The organism is Methanothrix sp. (assembly GCF_016706325.1).
Lineage (GTDB): Archaea > Halobacteriota > Methanosarcinia > Methanotrichales > Methanotrichaceae > Methanothrix.
Genome location: NZ_JADJJX010000001.1, coordinates 1,766,665 through 1,783,648 on the forward strand (window position 1 = coordinate 1,766,665; position 16,984 = coordinate 1,783,648).

The window sequence follows — 16,984 nt, forward strand, 5'->3', positions numbered from 1 at the left end:
TATGAGAGGATGGAGTCCTGAGGAGATCAGGATGATTGGGTGGAGGCGTTCTCCTTCCCTGAATTGACCTGACAATCTACCTGGCACATGAGGATCAGCAATCCATCTATCTCACAGGATCTTCTCTATCCTCTCCAGAGCCTGATGGATCCGGTTCTGGCTGGTGGCATAGGAGAGGCGAACGTAATCTGCTCCCCCCGGACCGAAGGCAGATCCAGGTGTGGCGGCGATGAGCGCCTCTTTGAGCAATCTCTCTGTGAACAGATCCCCTCCCCCGTAGGCGGAGAGATCCGGGAACACATAAAAAGCGCCACCCGGTTTGCTGCAGGGAATTCCCAGCTCCTCAAGGCCTCTGACCAGAACATCCCGCCGGGCGCGAAACTCCGCCACCATCATCTCAACATCATCCTGCGGCCCCTGAAGGGCGGCAACCCCTGCCCGCTGAACGAATGTGGTGGCCTGGGATACTGAATGGGACAGAAGCCTGATCACCCACTTCATCGTCTCCTTGGGACCGGTCAGATAGCCCAGACGCCAGCCGGTCATGGCATAGGCCTTGGAGAATCCATTGATGGTGACCGTTCGATCCACCATCCCCGGCAGTGAAGCTATGCTTATGTGCTCATGGTCATAGATTATCTTCTCATATATCTCATCGGAGATCACAAACAGATCGTGGTCCACTGCCAGGTCGCGGATCTCCTCCAGCACCCCTCGATCAAAGACCGCTCCGGTGGGGTTGGTGGGAGAGTTGACTATGATCAGCCGGGTCCTGGGGCCAATGACCTCTGCGATATCCTGAGGCATGAAATTCTCATCCACCTTGCCCCAGAGCACTGAGCCGCCGGCGAAGGCCACACTGGGCTCATAGCTCACCCAGGAGGGGCCTATCAATATGCACTCATCGCCCTCCTGCAAGAGGGCCTGGACGGAGGCAAAGACGGCCATCTTCGCTCCCGGCGTCACTATCACATCCTCTGCCCCGGCAGGGACCCGGTTCTCCCGGGAGAGCTTTTCAGCTATCGTCTGGCGCAGCTCGGGAATCCCACCGGTTGGTGCATAATGGGTCTCACCCATCTGGATGGAGTTGCATCCCGCCTCGACGATATGCTTGGGGGTATCGAAGTCCGGCTCGCCAACTCCCATATCAATGATATCCAGGCCGCTGGCAGTGAGCTTCTTGGCCATGGCTGAGATCTTCAGTGTGGTTGACTCCTGAATGGAGGCCAATCGCGCGGAGACCATGATCTAATCCCCGCCGAGCCTTTGCAGGAGCTTGACTGCTGCCTCGACGGCTCTTTTGGAGTAGTCGACCCTCTTTTGTGCATCCGGCCGGGACATCTTGGGGCCGGTGATGCCCAGTGTTACGGGCTTGTTGAATTCCAAAGAGAGATCCATCAGCTTGCGAGCGGCATGATTGGCCACAACCTCGTCATGGGCAGTATCCCCCTGTATCACGCAGCCGATTGTCACCACGGCATCGATATCCTCGCGACTGAGCATCTTTTTTGCCGCTATCGGCATGTCAAAAACCCCAGGGACATAAACCACCGCCGAGACATCTGCACCCAGGAACTGGGCATGCTCCCTGCCCAAAAGCTCCATCTGATAGGTGATGTCCCTATTGAACTCCGAGACAACGAAACCAAGTTTTGCCATCAGCTTCCGACCCCGTGAAGAGTAAAGAGTAGGCACCTAGCTTCCCTCCTTCTCTAATAAATCCATCGATCAAAATGCATATATCCTTGGTAATGGTGCTGATACAAGATCTTCTATGAATCTTATTTATCTTGATGGCGAGTTTGTTCCGGCGGAAAGGGCTGCGGTCTCTGTCTTCGATCATGGGTTTCTGTATGGGGATGGGGTCTTCGAGGGCATAAGAGCCTATGGGGGACGGGTCTTCCGGCTGGAGGATCATGTCCAGAGGTTATTTGATTCTGCTCAGGCGATCATGCTCTCCATTCCTCTGAGCCAGGAGGAGATGGCCCTGGCGATCAGAGAGACCCTGCGCAAGAACAACCTGCGCGATGCTTACGTCCGCCCCATAGTCTCCAGAGGATATGGTGACCTCGGGCTGGATCCCCTGAAATGCAAGAAGCCCACGGTTATCATCATTGCTGTTGAGTGGGGGGCGATGTACGGAAATCTGTATGAGGTCGGCCTGACCGCCATCAGCGTCTCTGTTCGCAGGAATGCCCCTGATGCTCTGCCCCCGAATATCAAGAGCCTCAATTACCTGAACAACATCCTGGCCAAGATCGAGGCCAATGTCAAAGGGGGAAATGAGGCCATCATCCTCGACTCTCAGGGCAGAATCTCAGAGGGGAGCGGAGACAATATATTTGTCATAAAGAACGGCAAGGTCTACACCCCCCATACCCTCAACAACCTGAAGGGGATAACCAGAGAGGCGGCCATAGAGCTGGCATTGAAGAACGGGCTGGAGGTCATCCAGACCGATCTGGGGCTCTTCGATCTTTACACCGGGGATGAGGTCTTCGTCACTGGCACTGCCGCAGAGATTGCTCCCGTCACCAAGATCGATGGCCGGGTCATAGGCAGCGGCAAGCCCGGGCCGATAACAAAGAAGCTCATGGCGGCATTCAAGGAGCTGACAATGAACTCGGGGACACCTATCTGATGGGCGATTGTTCCAGAATATTTTTATAATATTTATTTTTTATTTACTGTGCTGGGGATGGTCTTTATATAAATTCTCCTTCCCCTCCTCGGGCCATCAAACTCGAAGAAGAGAATCCTCTGCCAGGTTCCCAATTTCAGCCTGCCCTCTGAGAGTGGGACAGTTACGCTATTGCCGGTGAGCATTGCCCGCAGGTGGGCATGAGCATTCCCCTCATCACGATCATGAAGATACTGCCCCCTCTTTGGGGCCAGCCTCTCCAGAAGGTTCAGTATGTCACTTATAAGGGAGGGATCGGCCTCATTTACCGCCAAGCCGGTGGTGGTATGCAGGGTGAAGATAAGGGCGATGCCATCCTCGATTCCCTCTTCATGCAGGGCTGCCTGCACCCTTGATGTGATATCTATTGCTTCTGTCGGATTGCTTGTATCGATCTCGATCATGATGGTCACATCTGGATAATTCGAGGGGAGGATCCGGGGGCATTCATCTTGAGGGGATGGATGACTTAAAAAGTCCTTTTTATCCGAACCCCGGATCCTTAATATAACTTATCATGCATCATATATAAATTTTACTGTATATGGCCACAGGAATTTCATTCTAAAGTATTTTAGCTTTGATTTCTCTGCTGAATTGATAAAGATAAGAGATAAAAATATACTAGAACATAAAAATGGAAATATATCTTCACACGCAGCAGTCTTCTTACTGTATTTTCCAACTTTTAGCTTTATTTATAATATATTTTGATTAATTTAAATCTCAAACGCGATTTTAAAATTTAAAGTTTTTATACTTGGATTGATTTTACTCGTATGGGAGTAGAATGATCAAAATAGTAAAGGTACCATTACAATTAAAGCCGTTCTTGAAAAAATTTGAGGATCTCTTTACCAAACCGAGCTATTGCTCATTTCGAGACCTATGCGGGGCTCTGAGCGTATGTGATAAATCCAAGACTGTCGCCAACCTATGTGATACTATGGCGGATTGCAGTAAAGGTAAAAGGCACGTTCTTCATATAATTGGTTTTTAAGCGATGCTAACTGGGATGAGAATGAGGTTGCGCAGCGTAAAGTGGATCTTTTCATCGATAAATTATGTTTAAAAGATGATGATAAAATATTGCTAATAATTGATGATACATATAACGAAAAGAATGGAATCCAAACGGATGGTGTTGGTAGATTTTACGATCATAGTAAAGAATCCTACATTTGGGGTAACAATTTTGTTACCTCTGTAATCCAGTCAAAAGGATTATTCATTCCACATAAGGCTAAGATGTACTTCAAAAATAGCGATGAATGTGTGAATTTCAGGACAAAGCTGGAAATTGCCTTTGATGAGATAATTGAACCATTGAAGGTCCCAAAAGGGATGAACCTCTGTATAGTTTTCGATAGCTGGTGGTCATCCGAAGACTTAATTAATAAATGCATAAATTTAGGGCACAGCGTAGTGTGCCAAATTAAATCCGATAGAAAAGTTGGGATAAATAACATCATGAAATTCCAAGTTAAGGAAATGGCAAACCAAATTGATGAAAAGCATTTCACCAAGACAATTATCAATGTCCGGGGAAAGAAAAAGACCTATTACACATTTGAAAAAAATGTTATAATTGATCGCATCGGAGAGGTCAAACTTGTTATCTCTAAAAGAAAGAGAGACGGAGGAACAAAGTATATCATAAGCACCGACAAATCCCTTTCTTCGAAAGAAGTCATATCTATTTACGAGGATAGATGGGATATCGAAACAGCCCACCGAGAAACAAATCAAAAATTGGGGTTCAAAGATTATCAATTAAGGGATAAAAACTCCATTGAGAGATTTATCCAACTTGTCTTTCAGTATGGGCTGCAATTCTCTTCTGGGAAATAGACAATCCATCAGCAAAAGACGGCTCAAATCCAAGAACAATGGGCGAGATGATCGATCAAGTAAAAATGCAGGCACTTGGAGAAACATTTGAATACATTATGACGTATTTTAATTTACCTGTGCCGAAAGGTGGACTACTTCATGTACTTAAAGGTCTAGGATTGAAAATCTAACGAGGAGAATAATTTGAATAATAAAAAATTAGGAGAAACTTGGAAAGTACAGTCTTCTTAAGTAAATTAAATACTTTTAATAGAATATCCACTTCTGCGGGATCTGATATCGATCATTATGTTATCAAAAAGATATCTTTGTGGGGTTGGAATTTATCATTTAGCACTATTATCAATTGATATTTTTTAGGAAAAAGATTAATATTTTGGGCCCTTCGCTGAATTGTATGGGCGATCTGCGGCAGAGAGGCTTTTTCCCCTGTGCCCTTACGCCTTTGTGATGAGGCCCAAGATATGATTTCACCACAGAGATACGAAGGCACAAGAGGAAAGAGAATAGCATCCCAGGCTCGTCCATAGAAAGTAAGCGAAGAGCCATATTTGGGAATAGGTCAATGGCTAAATCAAGAATTCAGGAGGGAAAGAATACGGAGGATATCAAGAAAGGAGCAGCAAGCTCGCTGCGACTGATCGATAGCACAGCCAACCCAGCTCCTCTAGGCCTGCTGGGCTTCGGCATGACCACTGTACTGCTGAACATTCACAATGCTGGATACTATGAGCTCAATACTATGATCCTGGCCATGGGAATATTCTATGGCGGCATGGCCCAGATCATCGCCGGAATAATGGAGTGGAAGAAGAACAACACCTTCGGAACTACTGCGTTCACATCATACGGCCTCTTCTGGCTTACCCTTGTTGGATTGATCCTCATGCCCGATCTGGGCCTTGGCACAGCAACCAGCAAGGTCGCCTTTGCAGCCTACTTCTTCATGTGGGGGCTGTTCACCTTTGTGATGTTCATAGGAACCCTGAGGATCAATAGAGCTCTGCAGGTTGTATTCTTCACCCTCACCATACTATTCTTCCTGCTGGCGATCAGAGACTACTCCGGGAGCGCTTTCATCGGCATGCTGGCTGGATATGAGGGCATCATCTGCGGGCTCTCTGCAATCTATGCTGCATTGGCCCAGGTCTTGAATGAGGTGTACAGGAAGACGGTCCTGCCCCTGGGTCCGGTATAAAAAAAGTCTGCTCTTGCTGAAATTGGATCGGGATACTATCCGATCCGACAATTTTTTGCTCTGGAATTCTCTTATCCCCGGCTGCAATCTCATAACTGAACAGAATAAGATATGGAAAAAAGGGTGATTGCCAGGGGGGCGCCTAGCAATCTATGCCTTCACAGGGAGGCTGTCCATCCCTCTCTGGCACGGGATTCTCATGGAACTTGATGAGCTTCTCAGCCTCGAATGTTCCTGAGAACAGCTCGTGGGCCTTGATGTCCTTATAGAATATCCTGTGCCATGAGGCATCTGTGCCCCAGGTACCATTGAAGGAGTTCTTGGTCTCCAGGCCGACCAGATGAGCCGGGTTATATGTCCCATCCTTGGAGGTCATCAGCCTCTCGACGGCCTCGGTGTTTCTGCCAGCGCTCTTCAACCGGTTTATGAGCTCCTCAGGAGTTATGCTGTGTTTGGATTCGGCCATATACTTGGCATACTCCTCAGGATAGTAGGCCTGAAGGAGCTTCAAGTAGTCGTCGCACTGAGGATCTGCCGGCTCCTGGGGATCGTATGGCGTGGTCGAGGAGAAGAATGTCGTCTGGTCCTTCTCCATCTCAGTCACCGCGAAGGTCTCCTGGACATTGGCCCCTATGCCGCCATAGAACGCCTTTGAGTTGAGGAACTTGGCGCCCATGAGCGGAGTGGATCCGGCATAGGTCATCTTCGTCCTCTCATACATGTTCAGTCCGGACTTGTCTCCGCCATTTACCGAGGTTATATTTCTCTTCAGCTTATCGGAATTTTGCGAATAAGCATGCTCAGAGTCCAGCTCAAGGTCGCCGTCTCCTGCCATGGTATTGTAGTATTCGAGAGCGATCTTCTTATCGATAATAGATGTGCTGACATCTATGATACCAGTTCCTGATACCTTCTGGCTCTCACAAAACTGCTCATACTGTACAGGAGGCACAAGCGGTGGATTGGCCAGTGCAATGCAGCAAAGCAATTGAGCTACGACTAAAGCTATCGCAACTGTTACTCCCTTCATATCTCTTATTCACCCCTATACTCCAATGAGTATAAGGCTCAATTTGTCTCAAAAGGATATAAACATATCGAAGATTATCGGGATGGAATATCATCTTAATATTAGCTGAAATGATAGTGATACTCATAAAATTAATTATGATAGTACTATCAGCAATGAACGCATAAATTAAGTATTATTCGGGCTCAATTAGTCGGATGCAAATGGTACTAATGTTAAAAAAAATTTAGATCTAAATCAATTATAACAAACAATACAAACAATATTAGTTAGAGCCTGCACGAGCCCAGCATATCCAGCATACCCAGCATACCCGGCATACCCGGCATACCCGGCATATCCGGCATACCCAGTATACTCAGCATATATACAGGATGGCATCAAATAGTAATCTGAGGATGCCATGAGTGAAGATTCCCGCACCGGCATAGATCCGTTGAGATCCGACAGCCAGCCAAACCGCCTTTATGAGGAGAAGAGCCCCTATCTATTGCAGCATGCCTACAATCCCGTGGACTGGTACCCCTGGGGGGAGGAGGCATTCGAGGCAGCAGTGAGGGAGGATAAACCGATCTTTCTCTCAGTGGGCTACTCCACCTGCCACTGGTGTCATGTCATGGCCCACGAATCCTTTGAGGATCCGGACGTTGCCCGCCTCCTGAATCGATCTTTCATCTGCATCAAGGTCGACCGGGAGGAGAGGCCGGATATAGACCAGATTTACATGGCAGCAGCCATCGCCGTCAGCGGCCGGGGGGGATGGCCGTTGACTGTCATCATGACTCCGGACAAGAAACCCTTCTTCGCCGCCACTTACATCCCAAAGAAAGGGCACTTAGGACTGATGGGATTGATGGAGCTTATCCCCCACATCAAGGAGATGTGGGACAATGACCGCGAGAGCCTCTTGGCCTCGGCGGAGATCATTGTAGATCATCTGAGGGGAAGGCAGAGAGGCAAAGCGAGTAAGCAGGGGCAGGGGGGGGGGCCTGCAGAGGATGCCTTCCAGGGCTCTTTATTCGATTCCTCCCTCCTCTCTCGCGGCTACAGCGCCCTCTCCTCCATCTATGATCCTGAAAATGGTGGATTTGGCACTGCCCCCAAGTTTCCCACTCCGCACCACATACTATTTCTCCTGCGCTGCTGGAGGCGGACCGGGAACGCACTGCCCCTGAAGATGGCCAAGAGCACCCTTCAGGGCATGAGGATGGGGGGCATCTACGATCATGTGGGCTTCGGCTTTCACAGGTACTCCACCGATGCGGAGTGGTTTGTCCCCCACTTCGAGAAGATGCTCTACGATCAGGCGCTCTTGGCCATGGCCTATACTGAGGCCTATCAGGCCACGGGGGAGGAGGAGTACGCCCGTACAGTGCGCGAGATCCTGGAGTATATCCTGAGGGATATGACATCGCCCCTGGGAGGCTTCTACTCGGCAGAGGATGCTGATAGCGAGGGGGTGGAGGGCAAATTCTATACCTGGAGTGCAGAGGAGCTCAAAGAATCCCTGGGCGAGGAGGATTTCAGTCTATTGATCCGGTTATTTGATGTCCACGAGGGGGGAAACTTCGAGCAGGGAAGAAACATCCTCAGACAGAGGTCAGGCTTTGCCGATGCCGCCGCCGCCCTCAAGATCCCTGATGAGGAGCTATACCGCCGGGCGATGGAGATGAGGTCCCGCCTCTTTGCCGCCCGGGAGAGGAGGGTTCATCCCCTCAAGGACGACAAGATCCTCACCGATTGGAACGGTCTGATGATCGCCGCCCTGGCGCGGGCAGCAGGAGCCCTACAGGATCCCGATCTGGCTCTGGCAGCCAGCAGGGGTGCTGACTTCCTCTTGGAGGTGATGCAGACGGCGGATGGACGCCTGATGCATCGCTACCGAGAGGGAGCAGATATCCCTGCCAATCTGGATGATTATGCCTTCCTCATCTGGGGATTGATCGAGCTTTATGAGGCAGTATTTGATGCCAAGTATCTGGATGCAGCCCTTCGCCTGAATGAGGTTCTGGAAAAGCATTTCTGGGATGGCGAGGAGGGCGGCTTCTTCTTCACTGCTGATGATGGCGAGAAGCTGCTGCTCAGGAAGAAGGAGTACTACGATGGCGCTCTGCCATCTGGAAACTCCATCGCCCTTCTGAACCTCCTCCGGCTCTCGCATCTCACCGGCCTTCAGAGCTTCGAGGAGATGGCCGCCCGCCTAGTTCGCTCTGCCCTTCCCCTCATTTCCGCTCAGCCCCTGGGGTACAGCATGCACCTGTGCGCCCTGGACTATGCTCTGGGCCCGGTATATGATATTGCCCTGGCTGGCAGCCTGGAGGACAGGGGCATGAAGGAGATGCTAGCGGCCATAAGAGGCAGATTCCTGCCCAATAAGGCCCTCCTTTTGGCTTCAGGAAGCGATATCTCCAGGCTGGCTCCCTTTGCCAGAGAGCTGGTCCCGGTGAAGGGAAAGGCAGCGGCTTATGTCTGCTTGGATCACATCTGCCAGCTGCCAGTAACCGGGGCAGCAGAGCTGATAGATCTATTGGAGAAATTTGAGAACAAGACTTGAAGCGACCAGGGTTGGCCTTCAGGATATCCTCGCGAATAGCTCCCCCTTTTTCCGGGGATCAACTCCCATTTTACTGGCAAATAAAATGGTCTATGAGCTGGACTGCGGATTCCAGATATCGGCCCGGGGAGTGCAGGACGACAGAGCTAAATACTACATGCCAATTAGACCCATTTTGGGGATTTCAGATTTCAGAGATTGAAGTTGCATCCGATCCAGAGCGGCACCGTAGTCGCATAAAGCTATTCTCTTCCACCCAGATCGTGCGGTGATCATTTAATGAACCGACGACGGGATCAGATTCCCAAGAAGGATATAATGTATACTTTATTGGAAGATGGCTCTCAGTACATCGTCAATGAGAGCTATTTCTATAAGACTGAGCCGTACTATACCATCGTCAAGAATGAGAATGATGGCATCATGACCACTCCCAGCAGCAAGGATGTTTTAGACGCCTATATCGTCCCCATCTGTCTGGAGAAGGCCAAGCTGGCAGGCATCCCTGTCTGCGATTGGACCATATCCTACCAGTTCGTGCCCCTTCCGGCCATAATCTATGGTCTGAACTACTTTTCCACTCCCTCAGACCACTTCCTGGTGAATGAGAATGAAGAGGCAAAGAGGGTGGTAAAGCACATCACCAATCACGGAAAGTATCCTTTCTGCTGCCAGAAGATCCTCGATAGCTCAACTATTGTCAAATGTGTCTCCATATTCGGACGGAGCGTAGGCTGCTGTGAGGAGATAACAAAGATCGCCGAGAGAATCTACCAGGTCTTCAAGCTGCCGCTGGTGGAGATTGTCATGGTGAAGGACGGTTCCGGCTCCTATACTCTATCATCTCTGGCGCCGGTGAAATACTCTCGATTATCCAAAGAGGAGAAGGAAATGCTTCAGGACCTTCTGGACAAAAAGGTGAAAGGCTTTGAGTAAACTTGGAATCTTCGTCAATAGGAAGACATTGAGCAGCTCTTCTCAGCTCATGGCTCTGGTGAAGTGCCGGGACACGGCAGAGAGCATGGGCCACACAGTTGAGTTCATCTTTCCTGTGGATATTAAAAAGATTCCCCGGCTGGATGCGCTTTTCATCCGTGCCGATACCGATCCCATGAACACCACCTACGTTGCCGCCAGGATGGCGGAGATGTATGGCGTGCCGGTGATAGACGACCCCACCACCATCAGGATCTGCGCCGATAAGATAAACATGTACATGCATCTGCAGAATAAGAGCGTCTCCATGCCGAAGACGAGGTTTCTGAGAAAGAAGGAGCTGGATGAGCTGCAGGCCAGGCAGCTCTTCGAGGAGCTGGGAAGCCCTCTGGTTCTTAAAGAACCCTCTACATCCTTCTCGGTGCGGGTGGAGAAGGTCTCGGAGGTAGAAGAGCTCCTGAAGGTGGCCAGGAGGTTTTTCAAGCTCTCCGATTGGATTGTGGTTCAGGAGTATATCGAGAGCCGGTTCGACTGGCGGGTGGGGGTGATAAATGGCCAGCTGCTTTACGCCTGCCGGTATATCATACCCTCAGAGACCTTCAAGATCCAGGCCTCTGTCAACGGCCATATCGTCTATTGCGATGTGGAGAGTGTGCCTGCAGATCAGGTGCCCCCAGAGGTCATAGATCTGGGAAAGCAGGCCGCAGCAGCTATCGGCAAAGGCCTGTACGGGGTGGATATAAAAGAGAGCAACGGGAAGCTCTATGTCATTGAGGTGAACGATAATCCCTCCCTGGAGGGTGGTGAGGATGAACACTACCCGGAGATGTTCGGACAGATCATCTCCCATCTCATGTCTGGCCAGACTCCAGACGATACCTGCAGCCCCTCCCCGGAGACGGCCCCCGGCGAAGGCCTGATGGCTGGATGTCCTGAGGAGGAGGAATCTGAAATGGTTATTTCATATTATCGAAGAGATGATATTTAAATGGACGAGGAGCTTAAGCGGTCCTTGAGCCGGGCCTGCGATGAATGTCATCTGGCTGGGGGTTGCTGCTTTGAGGCCAGGCCCCCCCTGAGCCAGAGACGGATCGAGATCCTCATGGAAAACGGCGTCAGTCCGGATGCAGTAGAGTTCGCCGGATATAAGAGGCTGCGCCTGGGAGAGGATGGATTCTGTGTGCTCTTCCGGGACGGAAGGTGCAGCATCCATGAGATCAAGCCGGAGACCTGCGTCGCCGGGCCGTTCACCTTTGATGTCAATGGAGGTATGTTGCAGATATTCCTCAAAAAGGAGAGCATCTGCCCCATGGTCCGGATTTTGCGCTCCAACCGGAGGGCATATGATGCTCTCTTCACCACTGCTGTGGAGAGGATCATGGATCTGCTGAGGGCTGTACCCCAGGAGGAGATGGCACAGATCCTGAAGATCGATGAGCCTGAGACCGATCTGGTGGCGGAGATCCCGCTGGGAGGCTGAAAGGGAATGCATATGCCGATACATCAGACCACCCAACAAACCTCTCCTCAAGCCTCTCAGGGCATCATTCACAGGACCCTGCCGGCAGGATCTCCTCTGGGAACAGAGCATGAGTACTCCATAAACGACAGCCAATTTCGGCCCTTGGCCATCTCCGACCGGATCATTGAGAGGATTTGCGGCAGGGTGGAAAATGAGATATCCTTCGGAGGGATTCGCCTCTCAAAAGAGCTGCAAAAGCATGTTTTAGAGCTCATCCCGGCAAGCCCTGGAGGCCTGATCCAGTTGGAGGAGAATCTCTTTCGAGGGCTGCAGGAGCTATACCGGGCGACGGGGAATGAGTATCAATTTCTGGGCCTGGGAATGCATCCCCTTTTGACACTGGATCAGACCACCTGCTGGGATCACGATGAGCAGGGCTACTACCAGGCATATGACAGGCTCTTTGACATCAAGCAGCATGGTTGGCTGAACATCCAGGCTCTGCAGATCAATATCCCCTATGGGAATGAGAGAGAGCTGGTGGGGATGTTCAACAAGATCCGCTCCCTCATGCCCTATCTGGTGGCTGTATCTGCATCCTCTCCCATTGTTGAGGGGAGGCTCAGCCCCTATATGGACGCCCGGTTGGCCTACTATCGGGAGAATCAGTCTCGGATCCCACTGATCTGCAGGGGGATTATTCCCGAGAGGCTGGAGGGAATCCGGGATTATGTGCAGATCAACCGCAATATCTACCGGGAGCTGAAAGAGCAGAATGCTCAGATCCTCTGCCATGAGTGGGTCAACTCCAGAGGGGAGATTGTCCGCTTTACCAGAAGGTGCCTGGAGATCAAGGCCATAGATGAGCAGGAGTGCCTGCGATCAGATATGGCGGTATGTGCCTTCATCATGGCCCTCCTTCGCTCTGATCTGGAGCTGGAGGAGGATGATGGCCACCTCTATTCTATGCTGGAGGAGGGCATCGCCGGGGGCGTGGCGGCCATGAGGCCGGAGCTGGAGAGGCTTTATGTCCGGGCAGAGAGGAATGCCTCAAGGGAGGAGCTGATATATCTGCCTTTGATAAGAGAGCGGATAGAACAGGGCAGCCTGGCAGAGCTGATGGCCCAGAGGCTGAAGGAGGAGAGGGAGATCCTGCCCATTTTCTCCCAGATGGCCTGCTGCCTGAAGGAGAACAGGCCCTACTTGGCAGAGGCAGAAGGCTGTGGCTGAAGGCGCTCCAATCTTTCTGCAACACTGAGTGGCCGATGCGATACTAGGCCTATGGGCACGCCAATTTTGATGAAAGATGAAAAGAATTTGTTCTGTGACCGGCAAGGCAGAGCAATACATTAAATACATTAAGCTAGAGATTATACCTGCCGGAATTCCTATGGTAGTTATCTTGCGTACAATAGATGGCGAGGTCAGGTCATATGAAACCGTTCGTGGTGAGGGCGGAGGGGAATATGGCCCTGATAAGTATGTCACGAAATGCGGAATGGAATGGAAAAGATCTCCTAACCCCTATGAGACCTGCGATCACATAGAATGCGCCATTGATATACTAAGACGCAAAGCCCGTGGTGGCATTGTGTTCCTCCTAATTTTTTTGTTGATAGGCATCGCTTCGTTCTTAATACTCAAAGATGAATTTGCTGTGATCACAGCCGGTTTCTTTATCTTTGCAGGTATTGGAAGTTTTGTATCCAGTTCAAGGGCGGAGAACAAACTCAAAGAATTGGAAGAGTATAATTACCAGGGAACGATCAATGGAATAAGAGCTTTTCCTGTGGATGTGCTCATTGAATTAATAGATGAAAAAGATTTACTCAGTTATGGCCATTTTCTCTGTGATAATGGTAGATATGATGATGCCATCAAAGCTTTTAACAAGGTCACCGGTCTGAATCCCAACTCTACTTCGACCTGGAATGAAAAAGGCAAAGTTTTGAAATTGCAGAATCGGCACAACGATGCCATTATAGCTTTTAATAGGGCTTTAGAGCTGGATCCAAAATTTATAGATGCCTGGAACAACAAAGGGATGGCTCTTTATGATCAGGGTGAATATGATAAAGCTGTTGTAGCTTATGATAACGCCTTGAAGGTAAAACCAAAGTATGCTAGGACCTGGTACAATAAAGGCCTGGTCCTCTATGCTCAAGGCAAATACCATGAGGCTATTTTGGCTTATGATAAAGCTATCAAAAATGATTCAAAAATTATAGATGCTTTGTTTGACAAAGACATTTTTTTTGACAAAAGCATAATTATAGATTCTTTGTATGACAAAAGCATAGCCCTCAGGTCGCTCGGTCAAATCAAAGAAGCAGATGAAACCTTAGATCAGGCCAAAAGAGAATTGAATTGCAAAGGAGCCGATCTCGCCAATTGCAAATTGTATCTTGAGGCCATTCAGGCCTTTGATAAAATCATAGGAATCGATCCAAAATTTATATGTGCCTGGATCAATAAAAGTATAACGTTATCTAAAATGGGCCGGTTTGGGGAGGCGATCGGAGCGATAAATCAGGCCATTGAAATAAATCCCGAGAGCCCGCGTGCTTGGAAATACAAAGGAATCATTCTCAAAAAAGCAGGCCAGAAAGCCGATTCAAAGCTTGCTTTAGCCAGGGCGAGGGAGTTGGGATATAAGGGCTGATCCCTGCCCAGAGCAGTATCTTTGGGCTCATATCTGCTGATTAAAATGCTCTTCAGAGAAAGCTATCTGGATATAGAATATATAAAATAACAATTGCAAAAAAAGGATATAGGAGTCAATGAAACTAAAAATAATTAGAATAATCTTATTCGCACTGATACTGACAATAACGTTGTCCATACTGGCATTTGCCCTTCCTGATGAGGCCACAGGCATTGTGACTAATATTGTGGATGGATGTACCATAGATGTCTCAGAGCTTGGAAGGGTTCAGTTGGCGGATATCGAATGTCCTGCTATTGATACCGCAGAAGGAATTCAGGCTAGAGATTTTACCGCTCAGTGGCTTTTGGATAGAAAGATCTTCCTCGATCTGGATAACCGGACGGGCTCCGATCAGCGTGCTCACTGGATTGCTGTATCTATATTGCCAACTCCGATGGATCGGTAAATACTTCGAAAAACTTCAACCGGATGCTGCTGGATGCAGGCAATGCCTGTATCCTGGATTCATCTGATAATGAATTCACCCCCAGCCGGTGGTGGGGTGGGTTTATTCCATCTCACATCTGCATAAAATCAAATCAGCAGAGCGGCATAGAGGACTCTGTCTCTTCCAGTTCTATATTTCAGCTCCAGAATACTCCCCCCAATACTGCCCCATCAAGCAAGACTTCCTTGGAGAAGGCACCCTTCTCGGGTTCGAGTTCATCAGGAGGAGAGTTCGTAGGATCTAGAAAATCAAATAAATATCACTATGCCAGCTGCCAGTGGGCAAAGAAGATAAAACCTGAGAATGAGATCTGGTTTTCAGGATCTCAGGATGCCAGAAACCATGGTTATGTACCATGCAAAGTATGCAATCCACCATAGATCGGCATATTTTTTGGCTGTTAGAAGGGATTAATGATTTTCTGCACAGCCTGGGGAAGCCTTTAAGGGGCCGGAGCTTCGACGAAGAGACAGATAAGGCCCTTGCCAGGATCGAAGAGGGCCGGGCATTCCGGCTGATGGGCGGGATAAGTTGCGTGGAGGAGATCGGGACCGATTTGGCTGGCCCGGTCCAATCCTCCTCTCCGCTCGCTATCATTCCTTCATTCCCCTTCCGGCCAGGATTCCCGTTGCTGCAGCTGCTACAATTCCCCTTGACAGACCAGCGCCATCTCCAGCTACATACAGTCCCCTCAGGGAGCTTTGGAAGCTGCCGTCCACCTCGATTCTCCGGGCATAGAACTTGATCTCCGGGGCATATATCAAGGTGGAATCGGCATTGACGCCGGGGATGATCTGATTTAATATCTCCAGGCCTTCGATGACATCCATCACTATCCTGTGGGGCAGGGCCATGGAGATGTCCCCGGGGGTCACATCCTTAAGGGTGTTCTCTACTGTATTGCGGGCGATCCTCTCCTCAGTCGACCGCCTGCCCTTATGCAGATCGCCCAGCCTCTGGATAACCGGCCTGCGCCCGCCGATGGTTGTGACCAGCTTGGCTATGGACATCCCATAAGCAGTGGTATCCTCCACTGGATGGGTCAGCTCCAGCCGTACCAGAAAGGCGAAGTTGGTATTCTCAGATTTCTCCACTATCATGGAGTGACCATTGGTGGCGATGAAGTCCGGATACTCCTCCTTGACCACAAATCCTCCTGGGTTGGTGCAGAAGGTGCGGACGAAGTCGTCGTACCTGCGGGTGACTATATGGAATTTAGGATCCCGATTTATCCGGGTGATGGGGTCCATTATGATCGAGGGCACCTCTATCCTGACCCCCACATCCAGGGGACCGAATCTGGCCTTGATACTGTATTTGTCCAGAAGAACGCTGATCCATTGCGCCCCTATCCTGCCCGGGGCGAGCAGAGTTCGATAAGCCCTCTTCTCTGTGCCATCGGCCAGCCGGACCCCGGCGCACCTGTCTTCCTCTATTATCAGGTCAACCACCCGGCAGCCGAGCAGAAATTCAACCCCCTTCCTCTCCAGATCCTCCTTGAATGCCGCTATGATCTGGGGGGTCTTGTCGCTCCCCATATGGCGCTGCTTTATGGGCACAAAACGAGCACCTGAGGCTGCTGCTTTTCTCCGGAGCAGTTCTTCATCGTCCTCAGCCGATTCGAGGAGCTTGTCGGGCGCGCCGTAACTGAGGAATGCCGAGTCCACCTCATCTATCAGCCTCCAGGCCTCGCCCTTCGCCAGGCCCTCCAGATCGCCACCGATGGAGGGATGGAGGTTGAGCAGGCCGTCAGAGAAGGCGCCCGCCCCCCCCAGGCCGCACATTATCTGACAGGGAAAGCAATGCAAGCAGTGGCCTCGATCCTTCATTGGGCAGCCGCGATCCTTGATGTCCTTACCCTGATCGATCACCAGCACCCTGGCATCTGACCGGGCGAGCTCCCGCGCAGCAAATAGGCCTGCCGGGCCGGCACCAACGATGAGCACATCGACCATACAAAAATGATATTAGGGTTATAGCTATTTATATCTGCGTCTGGGCGAGGATGGATCTGCATCAATACATTTATACCCCTCTCCTAAAATCTATTTTATCTTAGGGCTTCATTCGAGCTGAATTCAAATTTAACTTACAAATTTAGAATATTTTTTTGAT

Annotated in this window: 15 protein-coding genes and 1 pseudogene; 11 read left to right on the top strand and 5 right to left on the bottom strand. The window is 50.0% G+C overall.

Annotated elements, in window-relative coordinates; genetic code table 11:
• Positions 1 to 111: 111 nt before the first annotated feature.
• Entirely contained in the window at positions 112 to 1,245 is a 1,134-nt protein-coding gene (locus tag IPI63_RS09085; RefSeq protein WP_292478047.1) for a pyridoxal phosphate-dependent aminotransferase, read from the bottom strand.
• 3 nt (positions 1,246 to 1,248) lie between these two features.
• Positions 1,249 to 1,659, bottom strand: a complete 411-nt coding sequence (gene ribH / locus IPI63_RS09090; RefSeq protein WP_292478049.1) for a 6,7-dimethyl-8-ribityllumazine synthase — start codon at positions 1,657 to 1,659, stop codon at positions 1,249 to 1,251.
• A 115-nt stretch (positions 1,660 to 1,774) separates the two neighbouring features.
• Here ribH and ilvE point away from each other — a divergent pair, with 115 nt between their 5' ends.
• Positions 1,775 to 2,641, top strand: coding sequence for a branched-chain-amino-acid transaminase (ilvE, locus tag IPI63_RS09095; protein ID WP_214080150.1), 867 nt, complete (start codon positions 1,775 to 1,777; stop codon positions 2,639 to 2,641).
• A 32-nt stretch (positions 2,642 to 2,673) separates the two neighbouring features.
• Here ilvE and IPI63_RS09100 read toward each other — a convergent pair whose 3' ends face one another.
• Positions 2,674 to 3,084, bottom strand: a complete 411-nt coding sequence (locus IPI63_RS09100; protein WP_292478051.1) for a secondary thiamine-phosphate synthase enzyme YjbQ — start codon at positions 3,082 to 3,084, stop codon at positions 2,674 to 2,676.
• Positions 3,085 to 3,470: 386 nt separating this feature from the next.
• Here IPI63_RS09100 and IPI63_RS09105 point away from each other — a divergent pair.
• Positions 3,471 to 4,704 (top strand): annotated as a pseudogene (locus IPI63_RS09105) (IS701 family transposase).
• Between the two features lie 395 nt (positions 4,705 to 5,099).
• The gene (locus IPI63_RS09110) at positions 5,100 to 5,732 is read left to right on the top strand and encodes an acetate uptake transporter (protein WP_292478053.1); all 633 of its coding nucleotides are present in this window, start codon (positions 5,100 to 5,102) and stop codon (positions 5,730 to 5,732) included.
• 142 nt (positions 5,733 to 5,874) lie between these two features.
• Here IPI63_RS09110 and IPI63_RS09115 read toward each other — a convergent pair whose 3' ends face one another.
• Positions 5,875 to 6,762: a hypothetical protein gene (locus tag IPI63_RS09115; protein WP_292478054.1), complete on the bottom strand. Its 888-nt coding sequence runs from the start codon at positions 6,760 to 6,762 to the stop codon at positions 5,875 to 5,877.
• Positions 6,763 to 7,165: 403 nt separating this feature from the next.
• On the opposite strand from IPI63_RS09115, the gene IPI63_RS09120 reads away from it, so the two are divergent.
• The 8 genes from IPI63_RS09120 (at position 7,166) to IPI63_RS09155 (ending at position 15,249) form a co-directional block, all read left to right on the top strand.
• Positions 7,166 to 9,316: a thioredoxin domain-containing protein gene (locus IPI63_RS09120; protein ID WP_292478056.1), complete on the top strand. Its 2,151-nt coding sequence runs from the start codon at positions 7,166 to 7,168 to the stop codon at positions 9,314 to 9,316.
• 318 nt (positions 9,317 to 9,634) lie between these two features.
• A complete protein-coding gene (locus IPI63_RS09125) occupies positions 9,635 to 10,252 on the top strand; it encodes a RimK-like ATPgrasp N-terminal domain-containing protein (protein ID WP_292478058.1) in 618 nt (205 codons plus the stop codon).
• Complete coding sequence (locus tag IPI63_RS09130; protein ID WP_292478060.1) at positions 10,245 to 11,240, top strand: RimK family alpha-L-glutamate ligase; 996 nt, start codon at positions 10,245 to 10,247, stop codon at positions 11,238 to 11,240. The genes IPI63_RS09125 and IPI63_RS09130 overlap by 8 nt, the downstream gene beginning before the upstream one ends.
• Positions 11,241 to 11,732: a YkgJ family cysteine cluster protein gene (locus IPI63_RS09135; RefSeq protein ID WP_292478061.1), complete on the top strand. Its 492-nt coding sequence runs from the start codon at positions 11,241 to 11,243 to the stop codon at positions 11,730 to 11,732.
• Between the two features lie 6 nt (positions 11,733 to 11,738).
• The gene (locus tag IPI63_RS09140) at positions 11,739 to 12,944 is read left to right on the top strand and encodes a glutamate-cysteine ligase family protein (RefSeq protein ID WP_292478062.1); all 1,206 of its coding nucleotides are present in this window, start codon (positions 11,739 to 11,741) and stop codon (positions 12,942 to 12,944) included.
• 94 nt (positions 12,945 to 13,038) lie between these two features.
• Positions 13,039 to 14,376 carry a tetratricopeptide repeat protein gene (locus tag IPI63_RS09145; RefSeq protein ID WP_292478063.1) on the top strand — a complete coding sequence of 446 codons (1,338 nt, stop codon included), beginning with the start codon at positions 13,039 to 13,041 and terminating at the stop codon, positions 14,374 to 14,376.
• 118 nt (positions 14,377 to 14,494) lie between these two features.
• On the top strand, positions 14,495 to 14,827 hold the full coding sequence (locus tag IPI63_RS09150; RefSeq protein WP_214065632.1) for a thermonuclease family protein: 333 nt from the start codon (positions 14,495 to 14,497) through the stop codon (positions 14,825 to 14,827).
• A 23-nt stretch (positions 14,828 to 14,850) separates the two neighbouring features.
• Entirely contained in the window at positions 14,851 to 15,249 is a 399-nt protein-coding gene (locus tag IPI63_RS09155) for an Ada metal-binding domain-containing protein (protein WP_292478066.1), read from the top strand.
• A gap of 213 nt (positions 15,250 to 15,462) precedes the next feature.
• On the opposite strand, the gene IPI63_RS09160 is transcribed toward IPI63_RS09155, so the two are convergent.
• A complete protein-coding gene (locus IPI63_RS09160; RefSeq protein ID WP_214065630.1) occupies positions 15,463 to 16,824 on the bottom strand; it encodes an NAD(P)/FAD-dependent oxidoreductase in 1,362 nt (453 codons plus the stop codon).
• Positions 16,825 to 16,984: the final 160 nt, after the last annotated feature.